This window comes from Micromonospora sp. NPDC005305, from assembly GCF_040607315.1.
Lineage (GTDB): Bacteria > Actinomycetota > Actinomycetes > Mycobacteriales > Micromonosporaceae > Micromonospora.
Genome location: NZ_JBEXGL010000045.1, coordinates 1 through 9,917 on the forward strand (window position 1 = coordinate 1; position 9,917 = coordinate 9,917).

A 9,917-nucleotide genomic window follows, 5' to 3' on the forward strand; every position below is an offset into this window, starting at 1 on the left:
ACCAACGCCGGCCGAGGGGAAGGCTCTGGCCCACGCACACGCGCGGGCGAAACCGGCCCCGATGACGCAGGAACCGCACCCGCCCCACCCGGGGCGAGGCGCGGACGCCCGAGAAGGGCGCTGTCTCACAACTCCACCGAGTTATGAAACAGGCCGTAAGCCCTGCTTCATAAGCCGGGTCGAAGCCATTCGTTGATCGTGGCGATGTGCACGGCGTGGTAGCGGACGGCAAGTTTGTCCACCTACCGGAGACCTCGCCATACCTCGATCACCGACACGCCGACATCGGGTCGGACGATCTCCACTGCTATGCACCGCCAGACGGCGCGGGCTATATGCCGCAAGACGTCCTGCCAGGCATCATGGTCGCCATGAACGCTGACTGGGTCACCATCGTGGCCTATGAGAACGTACCTGGCTGCCTGCAGCCGCTGGCTGCCGCCCGCGCTTGACTGCGTGACCGGGGCATCGAATGGATGCCGTTCGAGTCGAGCGAGGTCAACTGGACGCTGGCCTGCGGTATTGGTCCTGACGGCCACTGGCACGGCTGGTTCGACGTCCGTATCCACGCCGCCGCTCTTCGACGCCTCGGGCTACAGCCCGGCCAGCCGACCGCGACGGTCACCGGGCCGGCCCCGCCCGGCTGGTGGCATGCCGCCGCAGAAAGCAACGCTCAGTGAACTTACTGAGCACTAAACGCGCCCTAGTGGCCGGTGTAGAGGGCTTCGATCTCGGCGGCGCGGTGCCGCTGCACCACCTCGCGCTTGATCTTCAAGGTGGGGGTGAGTTCACCGTTGGACTCGCTGAAGTCGTCGGGCAGGATGCGGAAGGTCTTGATCGCCTCCGCCTGGGAGACAGAGCTGTTCGCCCGGTCGATCGCCGCCTGGATCTCCCCGCGCAGGGCGGGGTCGTCGCGCAGTTCCGCCACCGATGTGCGCGGGTGACCGTGCGCGGTTCTCCACCGCAGCCATGCCTGCGGGTCGATGGTGACCAGAGCCGCGGCGTACGGCTTGGCGTCGCCGAGGAGCATGCAGTTGCTGACCAGCGGGTCCGCGCGTACCCGATCCTCCATCGGTGCGGGCACGATGTGCTTGCCGGCCGCGGTCACGAGGATCTCCTTGGTGCGTCCCGTGATCCGCAGATAGCCGTCGTCGTCGAGACTGCCGAGGTCGCCGGTGCGGAACCAGCCGTCGGCGGTGAACGCCGCGCGGGTGGCGGACGGATTGTTCCAGTACCCGTGGAAGACGACGTCGCCGCGGACGAGGACCTCTCCGTCGTCGGCGATCGCCAACTCCACGCCCGGTAGCGGCCGGCCGACCGTGCCGATCCGCATCGCCGACGGCTGGTTCGCCGCCAGCGCCGGGGAGGTCTCGGTCAACCCGTACCCCTCCAGCGGCGTTAGGCCGGCGCCGCGGAAGAAGTGCCCGAGCCGCTCACCGAGGGGGGCGCCGCCGACGATCGCGACGCGGCACCGTCCGCCGAGCGCCGCCCGCAGCTTCCGATAGACCAGCAGGTCGAGGACCTGCCGCGCCAGCCGGAGCGCCGGGCCAGGGCCGGACGGGCGGTCCAGGGCCCGGCTGTACCGCACGGCCACCCGGTCCGCTACGGCGAAGAGGGGACCCTGGTGGCTCTCGATGGCCTTCTGTCGCGCCCGGTTGTACATCCTCTCGAACACTCGCGGCACCGCGAGGACGAACGTGGGCCGGTAACGGCGTAGCTGATCCATCACGCCGCTCATGCTGGCGCTGTGCACCATCGTCGCCCGGGTCTGCACCATCCCCACCTGGATCATCCGGGCGAACGCGTGCGCCAACGGCAGGAAGAGCACCGTCGACGCCCGCTCATGGAACAACTCCGGCAGCACCGCGACCGCGTTGCCGACGTCGAGGCCGATGTTGCGGTGCGTCAGCACGCAGCCCTTCGGCTGGCCCGTCGTCCCGCTGGTGTACACGATCGTCGCCACGTCCGCGCCCGACACCGCAACGCGGCGGGCCGCCACCTGCTCGTCGTCGACGGCCCGGCCCCGAGCCGCCGCCTGGATCAGGTCACCGGCGTCGATCTGCCACACCTGCCCCAGCCCCGGCAGCCTCTCCCGCACGGCGTTCAGCATCGCGGCATGATCAGATGTCTCCACCACGCACGCCACCGCGCCGGAGTCGGCCAGGATCCAGGCCAGCTGATCGGCACTCGAGGTGTCGTACACCGGAACGGTCACCGCCCCGATCGTCCACGCCGCATAGTCGACCAGGGTCCACTCGTAGCGGGTGCGGCTCATCAAGGCCACCCGGTCCCCGGGCGCGACCCCTGCGGCGATGAGTCCTCGCGCCAACGCCAGCACGTCGTCGCGGAACTGCCGGCAGGTCACCGTACCCGCGTCGCCGGCGCCGGCCTGCTGCGCGGGCCACGACCGGGCGTCCGGGTTCGGGCGCAGAAACTGCACCTTGTCCGGTTTCTGCCGCGCGTTCTCCCACACCACGTCGGCCAGCCCCACCGACTCGCGGCCGGTCACCTTCGGCTTCACCGCGACGCTGCCCCGCATGCCTCGTACGCCCCCTGGCTGTAGACCGATGCGTCCCTGCACGCCCTATCGGCTGCTCTTCAGCTTCTTGTAGAGATGGTCGGGCTCATGCGGGAAGTCCATCGCTTTGTCCCGCGCCCGGTAGAAGTCTTCGATCATGTGCTGAACCTCGCCGGTGAACCGCCGTTCCCACTCGATCACGTCGTCGACGTTCTTCCGGTCCCGTTTGCCCATCAAGCGCTCGATGTCGGTGACGTCGTAGTCCTTCTGCATCGCCTGACTGGCCGGGTCGTGGATCTTCATTACCTGATCCCCCCGTTGCCGGTGCTCCGCCGCGCGATTGCCCGAGGCGTACTTGGCCAAACGCTCCGCTCCGCCATGGGGCGCTCGTTCGTGGCCGGTGCCGGCGGGAAACCACGCCGGGCGGCCATCCAGGCCTCGAGTGAGTGGACCACGGCTGATGTCGAGAGCGGGTCTTCCGGCACGACAGGACGGCGGCGGGCAGCTGGGCGCCTGGGCTGATCCACACCCGACCCGCATCCCGGTGGGCCAGACTGCATAAGTGAAGATCGCGGCGCCGACAATCAGGTGGACGCCGTGGCGGTTCGTGACCGCGTTCGGTGTTGTCAGTCTGTTGTCGGACGTGGTGTACGAGGGCGCCCGGTCAGTCATCGGACCCTACCTGGCCACCCTCGGCGCATCCGCGACCCTCGTCGGCCTGGTCACCGGCGTCGGGGAGGCGTTCGCCCTGGCCGGACGGCTGGGCACCGGACCCCTCGCCGACCGGACCCAGGCCTACTGGCCGCTGGTCCTGGTCGGCTACGTCCTGACCATGGTCGCTGTGCCCGCTCTCGGGCTGACCAGCGCATTGTGGCTGGCTGCGGTGCTGTTTGTCGCGGAACGTGCCGGTAAAGCGATCCGGGGCCCGGCGCGCGATGTCATGATCTCCCACGCCGCCTCGGCCGTCGGCCGTGGCAAGGGCTTCGCCGTGCACGAGGCGCTCGACCAGGCCGGGGCGGTTGCGGGGCCGTTGCTGGTCGCCGCCGTTCTGGCCGCCACCGCCTACCACTACCGACCCGCGTTCCTCGCCTTGGCCGTACCGGCTGTGGCGGCGCTGCTCCTGCTGCTGTGGCTGCGCGCTGGCGTGCCCGATCCGCGCCGCTTCGAACCGGGCCCTCAACCCGGTGCGTCGCCCGCCCCGCCGGGCGTCCGGCTGCCCCGCGTGTTCTGGACCTATCTGGCCTTCACGGTGCTGACCACGGCCGGCTACGCCACCTTCGGTGTGCTCAGCTTCCACCTCGCCACCCGGCACGTCGTACCGGTGGCGGTGGTTCCGGTCGTGTACGCCGCCGCGATGGGCGTCGACGCGATCGCCGCGCTAGCCTCCGGGTGGCTGTATGACCGGACCGGCCTCCGGGTGCTGGCCGCCGTCCCCGTGCTGACCGCTCTGATCCCGCTGGCTGCCTTCACCACCACTGCGGCGACGGCGGTCGCCGGGGTCCTGGCCTGGGGCGCCGTCCTCGGCATCCAGGAATCCACCATGCGTGCGGCCATCGCCGACATCGTCCCCACTGGCAGGCGGGGCACCGCCTACGGAATCTTCGCCGCCGGGTTGGGCGCGGCGACCCTGGTCGGTGGGGTGCTGATCGGTGCCCTCTACGACTACTCGATCACCGCCATGATCATCGCCGTGGCCGGAATTCAGGCCGTCGCCCTCGCCCTGTTCGTCGCTACCGATCGCCCGGCCACCCGGCCCGTTCGCCCTTCACCGCGGGGGAGTCGTGGATGACGAACGAGCCGGCGATCGCAAGCCGCGGTGCGCCCGGCGGCGAGTGGAACGGCGTCCGTGGTTCCGCGGATCTTGGACCAACGTGGGAGCGGCCGCCCTGCCCGGCGCTGACCGATCGATCCCGGCGCATGGTGGTCGACGCCAGATGCAGGCCGCGGTCGGAACCGGCGGAGTTTCTCACCCGCACCCCGGCCCAAGCCGTACGGGGTGGTCGTTCTGGGTTAGGGTTTGGAGGGCGGAGCGAAACGCGATCCGACGCCGCCCCGGCGAGCGGCCGGATCCACCCCGCTCATCTACCGCACCCGGCTTGCAGATGCGAGCGGGTGAGTCGCGCGCTGGCGCGCAAACTTTGGAGCAGCTGTTGACTGATGTAGCCGTGCAAGATTCAAGTCCGTTCCGTGCAGCACCGGGAGCAGAAGCGCCCTTCGATCACACACCTGCCGTCGACGTGAGTGCGGCTGCGATGACCCGACTGCGCACCCCGTTCGGTGCCGAGGGCAACGGCGACCGGAAGCCGGCGGCGGCACCCATCGCTGCTCGCTAGAGCAGCACGACGCCGAGCTAGCACCGCCCGAACCTCTCCTGGATGAACAACCTCGCCGGCGAGTTCCTGCCGCTCAGCACGACGGTCAGCGACGGCCATCCACTGACGAGAATCACGCTTCAACCGTCTTGTGCCGCCAGGGCTTCCTGCGGCGTAGGTCCAACATGTGCGAAGGCTAGCCAACCGCGCGGCTGCTCCTCACTGACCAGCGGTGGGTGGGCGATCGTGCGGGAGATGACCCAGTGCGGGGCGTTGTTCCAACGATGAATCACGTGTATGTCGCGCGATGGCGCCATCGGCGTCAGGCCGTCCTGGTCGGTGCGCTGCAGACCATGGCACCCGGTGCGGCGGGGGTTGGCCAGGAGGCCTCCTCGACGCCGAGGTTCGCCTCGGCAAAAGCGAGGTCAGCATCGTCAACCAGATGGCAGAGATGCCGCGGCCTTACGACCTTGTGCGTAATAAGGGCGGGTGCTGGCCTGGGACGGCATGGGTTCTTGCCAGGTGATCGTGCGGTCGGAGACCAAGCCGGCGACGGCGTCAATGCTTCGAGTAAGAACCGGGTGACGAGTTCGGCAGCCAGTGCAGCGTTGGGCAACGCCCGGCGTAACGGCTACCTGGTCGACTGGTCGGGTGTCATGTGGCCGTGTTGCCAGGCCCATGCGGCGATCCCGACGCGGTTGCGGGCGGCGAGCTTGGCTTGGATGTTGGCGGCGTGGGTCTTGACCGTGCCGGCGCTGATGTACAGTTCGGCGCCGATCTCGGCGTTGGTGCGTCCGTGGGCGATCAGTCGGGCGATCGCCAGCTCGCGCGCGGTGAGCGGGTGCGCCGTGTCTGCCGGTCCGGGTGCCGCGCCCTGGGTCAGGGTGTGGAGCAGCCGGACGGTGATCTGGGGACTGATCAGCGTGTCGCCGGCCATGGCGGCGCGGACGGCTTCGATCAGCAAGGTTGGTCCGGACCGCTTGAGGAGGAAGCCGCAGGCTCCGTTTCGCAGCGCGGTGTGTACGTAGTCGTCGAGGTCGAACGTGGTGACCACGACGACTCTGGCGATCGGGGCAAGTAGCCGGGTGACCTCCAACCCGTCGAGACCGGGCATGCGGATGTCGGCCAAGACCACGTCCGGCCTGAGGTCGCGCGCTTGGGCGACGGCTGATGTCCCGTCCGCGGCCTCACCGACGACGGTCATGTCCGGTTGTGAGTCCAGCACCAGCCGGAAGCCGCTGCGAATGTGGTCCTGGTCGTCGACGATGAGGATGCGGGTGGGGACAGGTTGCTGGATCATGTGTCGTCTCTGGCCGGTGAGCTGGGGAAGGTCGCGGTCAGCCGCCAATGGGCGTTGCCGTTGTCGTCGGTGTGCGGTCCGGCCGTCAAGGTACCTCCAACGGCGACGATGTGATCGCGAAGCCCGGCCAACCCGTGGCCGCCCCGTCGTGCGGCGGCGCCGCGCGACCGGCGGCCGGTCGCCGGGGCGTCGTTGCGGACGGCCACCTCGACCGTGTCGGCGGTGCCGCACCATACCGCCACGCTGACCGCCTTCGCGTTGACTGCGTGTCGACGGACATTGGTCAGTCCCTCCACCACCATCCGATATCCCGCCGCTTGTGCCTGAGGCGAGAGCAGCGCAGCCGCAGCCGGGTCGAGGTCGAGGTGGCAGGTCGTGGTACCGGCAGATCCGAACTGCTCGACAATTGAGGGCAGTCCGTTTATGCCTGGTGCGGGCGCGGCCGGGATGGCGCGGCCGTCCGCGTCGTGGAGCATCTGAATCGTCCGGTCCATCAGCGCCAACGCGTTCAACCCGGCCCGCTCGATGCGCTCCAGCGACCGCGGCGCCTGCGCGGGATCGGTATCGGCCACGAACCGAGCCGCCTGCGCCTGCGCCACGATCGCGCTGACCTCGTGCGCCACGAAATCGTGCAGATCTCTGGCCAGGTCCAGCTGTTGACGACGGCGTGCCTGCGCCACCGCCTCGTCCGTGCGGTGTGCCTGCCATCGCGGATACCCGCCCAGCGCCGCGGCGGCCAGCGCCGGCAACATCCAGAAGGCCGCCGCGCCGGCTCCTTCCAGCCACGAGGGCGTCTCCAGTACCGATACCGGCCACAGCGCGCACGCCGCGGCCGCCAGGCAGCCGACGGATACCGCCGCGCGGATCGGCGACCACCGCGCCACGCCGCGCAGCAGCACCAGCAGCGCCGCGACCTCGATCAGCTTCCAGAGCGCGGCCTCCTCCGGTACCGGGCGCGGCTGAGCGAAGCTAGTCACCAGCGACAGCACCGCGGCGGCAGCGAGCAGACCGGCCAAGCGGTGCCGTAACCGCCGTGGACCCAGCATTGCCCATACGGCCGCGCCCAGCGTGCAGACGGCCGCGATCGCGGTGCTCGTAGACGACACCGCAGTGACGGTACGGGCTGCTGGCCGCGGTCCGGTAGCCCGTTCGGCATACCCGCGCGAGGGCCGTACGGGCCAGGACCTCCCGATCGGCGCATGGTGCGCGGCCGGCCGCTTGGGAAGGCTGGACGCAGCGGTCGGAAGCACTCCGGCCGCGCATCCCGCGATCGATGACCGCGTTCCGTGAAAGGTCCTCAGCCATGACCGCATCACTTGTCGACCCGCAGCCGATCCGCGCGAAGACCGGTGCCCGGCCCGGCCCGGTGGTGTCCCGACCGATCCACCTGGCCGCCAGCGTCGCCTCGCTGACCCTCGTGCCCAGTGGTCTGTGGCGGATCGCGCTCGCCTTCGGTGCTCCAGCCGGCTTCGCTGCAGGCACCCCCCTGCACGCCGACAACTTCCCCGGCGCCCTGTCGTTCTACCTGATCGGGTTGAGCGTGGTCGCCGAACTGCTCGGGCTGCTGACCCTCGGCCTCGTCCAACACTGGGGTGAGGTCCTGCCCAGCTGGGTGCCGCTCCTCGGCGGGCGGCGCATCCCGGTGTTGGCCGCCGTCGTACCTGCCGCGCTCGGCGCCGCAGCCGTCACCCTGATCAGCGTTTGGGGTGCCTGGACCTGGAACGGGCCGGACAACATGGGCCACCCGGACGCCCCGGACGGCATCGCGTACTGGGTGATGACCGTGTGCTACGCCCCGCTGCTGCTGTGGGGTCCCCTGCTCGCCGTAGTGACCGCCGCGTACTACCGGCGCCGCCGTCACCAAAGCCGGTAAGCAGTCACCGAATATGCCGCTACCGCCCATAGACTCTTGGAAAGGGTCAACCTTGCGTATCAGAAGCGCCGCCACAATCGCCATGCTCGCCGCCGCCATCGGCCTGATCACGACGACGGCGACTGCCGCCGCTGAGACCAACCACTCGCCGGGCAAGCCGAAGATCGCCAGCGTCGTCGGAGCCGCGGACGTACGCCTCACCTACCAGGACGACGACGACATCCGGTCGTTTGCCTTCACCGCGCACGCCACGCCCTACACCCGCGGGCCGATACCCACCGCCGACGGCCAATCGCTGCCCGGCGCGCCCAACGACGCGACCGGGACGGTCAAGATCACACATTACGCGGCCCAGTGGAACATGACCTTCACCGCCGAAGGCCAGGTCGACTCGATGGTGACCGCCCCCGGCTATGCGACCCTGACCGCGGTCATCACCACCGTGAGCCCGGGCGGGCCGGACTACTGGATTGGCAAACGCTTCGGGTTCAGCGTGTACGACGCAGGCAAGGACAAGCCCCGCCGTTCGCGCGACCGAGTCGGTTTCTCCTGGGAGTTCATGAACATGACAAGGAACGACGCAGGCGACTGGACCGAATCCGAAATCGGCACCAGCATGGCACCTGCCCCGTTCGCACCCGTCGTCAACGGCGGCTACACCATCACCCACGCCGACCTGCCACCCATCCCCAAGCACTAACGACCTTGTGCCCGGCAGCGCTGGACGGCGTGGCGGCTTGACCCAGACATAGACGGCCGCGCAGATGTCTTGATTGTGTCGATCAAAGCCATCCGCGCGGCCTTCGCCCATTGTGCCTTTACCGGCCTCAGCCGCAACCACCTGGGCCTGCTCCTGACCGAACTCCAACCCCCATGGACCGCGGCCCGAGAGGACCGGTTGCATGCCCGCCGCACCCGAGAGCGCGTCCGCAAGGCAGGAGCCGGCCGCCGACCACGGCTGAGCTTCACCGACCGAGTCGTGATCACCCTGGTCCACCTACGCCTAGCGATCCCGCACGCCGCCCTCGCGATCGCGTACGGCGTCGACCGGGCCACTAGCACCCGTGCCGTCACCCAGATCCGTGCGCTGCTCGCCCGACGCGGCTTCGCCACCCCCGCCGGGACACGGCTGCACACCCTGGCCGACGTGTTCGCCTACGGAGCAGCCGAAGGCGTCACCCTGCGCCTGGACGCCACCGAGATCCGGGTACGGCGACCCCAACAAGGACGCCCAGGCCGCAAGGCGTTCGTGTCCGGCAAACTCAAACAGAACACCATCAAAACCACCGTCGCCGCCGACCACCACGGGGCGACCCTGTGGTGCGGTGCCACCCGCCCCGGACGTATGCACGACCTGACCGCAGCCCGGATCGAAGGCATCGACACGCTGCTCGACGCCTACCCAGACGTCACACTGCTGGTCGATGCCGGCTACCAAGGACTGGCCCGAGACCACCCCGGCCCGGTCTGCGCGCCGCCGTTGAAGCTACGACCCGGGGCACCGCCCGAGCAGCAGACCGCGTGGGAACACGACCGCAAACACCAGTCCTCGCAACGGATCGCGGTCGAGCACACCATCGCGGAACTGAAATGGTGGCGCGTCCTGCAACGCTTCACCGGCCGCCGGGAGTTGCTCCCCGAGACCATCAACGCCATCGCCGGCATCGTCTCGGACAAATCCGCCGGCCTCACCTGGTAAAACGCCCAGGCCACGCGCCATCAACTATTGCGCACAAGGTCGTTAGCGTGCGGCGCCGCCCGGTCGACCCGGGTCGGTCCCGGAGGGCCGGTGACCGACGCGTGGAGCCCGTATCACTGAGGAGTTGCCAGACGCCGGGCGGAAACCCCGCGCCGCGCCGGCCACCGTATCGTCGGGATCGCGCTCGAGGGCCCGCCGGATGTGCGGCGGGATAA

General features: G+C 69.5%; 10 protein-coding genes. 6 read left to right on the forward strand and 4 right to left on the reverse strand.

Annotation, left to right across the window (positions count from 1 at the left end; all coding sequences use genetic code 11):
• The first annotated feature begins 206 nt into the window (after positions 1-206).
• Complete coding sequence (locus ABZS80_RS33025; RefSeq protein ID WP_355062103.1) at positions 207-452, forward strand: hypothetical protein; 246 nt, start codon at positions 207-209, stop codon at positions 450-452.
• Between the two features lie 24 nt (positions 453-476).
• The gene (locus ABZS80_RS33030; RefSeq protein WP_355062105.1) at positions 477-680 is read left to right on the forward strand and encodes a hypothetical protein; all 204 of its coding nucleotides are present in this window, start codon (positions 477-479) and stop codon (positions 678-680) included.
• A gap of 23 nt (positions 681-703) precedes the next feature.
• On the opposite strand, the gene ABZS80_RS33035 is transcribed toward ABZS80_RS33030, so the two are convergent.
• Positions 704-2,539, reverse strand: a complete 1,836-nt coding sequence (locus ABZS80_RS33035) for an AMP-dependent synthetase/ligase (protein ID WP_355062107.1) — start codon at positions 2,537-2,539, stop codon at positions 704-706.
• Positions 2,540-2,584: 45 nt separating this feature from the next.
• Positions 2,585-2,881 carry a hypothetical protein gene (locus ABZS80_RS33040; protein ID WP_355062109.1) on the reverse strand — a complete coding sequence of 99 codons (297 nt, stop codon included), beginning with the start codon at positions 2,879-2,881 and terminating at the stop codon, positions 2,585-2,587.
• A gap of 280 nt (positions 2,882-3,161) precedes the next feature.
• On the opposite strand from ABZS80_RS33040, the gene ABZS80_RS33045 reads away from it, so the two are divergent.
• Complete coding sequence (locus ABZS80_RS33045) at positions 3,162-4,307, forward strand: MFS transporter (RefSeq protein ID WP_355062119.1); 1,146 nt, start codon at positions 3,162-3,164, stop codon at positions 4,305-4,307.
• 1,154 nt (positions 4,308-5,461) lie between these two features.
• Here the strand turns inward: ABZS80_RS33045 and ABZS80_RS33050 are convergent.
• Entirely contained in the window at positions 5,462-6,130 is a 669-nt protein-coding gene (locus tag ABZS80_RS33050) for a response regulator transcription factor (RefSeq protein WP_355062111.1), read from the reverse strand.
• On the reverse strand, positions 6,127-7,236 hold the full coding sequence (locus ABZS80_RS33055; RefSeq protein WP_355062113.1) for a histidine kinase: 1,110 nt from the start codon (positions 7,234-7,236) through the stop codon (positions 6,127-6,129). The genes ABZS80_RS33050 and ABZS80_RS33055 overlap by 4 nt, the downstream gene beginning before the upstream one ends.
• Positions 7,237-7,433: 197 nt before the next feature.
• Between ABZS80_RS33055 and ABZS80_RS33060 the strand changes: the two genes are divergently transcribed.
• The 3 genes from ABZS80_RS33060 to ABZS80_RS33070 all read left to right on the forward strand — a co-directional run bounded on the left by ABZS80_RS33060 (position 7,434) and on the right by ABZS80_RS33070 (position 9,702).
• The gene (locus ABZS80_RS33060) at positions 7,434-8,003 is read left to right on the forward strand and encodes a hypothetical protein (RefSeq protein WP_355062115.1); all 570 of its coding nucleotides are present in this window, start codon (positions 7,434-7,436) and stop codon (positions 8,001-8,003) included.
• A gap of 82 nt (positions 8,004-8,085) precedes the next feature.
• On the forward strand, positions 8,086-8,703 hold the full coding sequence (locus ABZS80_RS33065) for a hypothetical protein (protein ID WP_355062117.1): 618 nt from the start codon (positions 8,086-8,088) through the stop codon (positions 8,701-8,703).
• 75 nt (positions 8,704-8,778) lie between these two features.
• Positions 8,779-9,702, forward strand: a complete 924-nt coding sequence (locus ABZS80_RS33070) for a transposase family protein (RefSeq protein ID WP_355062121.1) — start codon at positions 8,779-8,781, stop codon at positions 9,700-9,702.
• Positions 9,703-9,917: the final 215 nt, after the last annotated feature.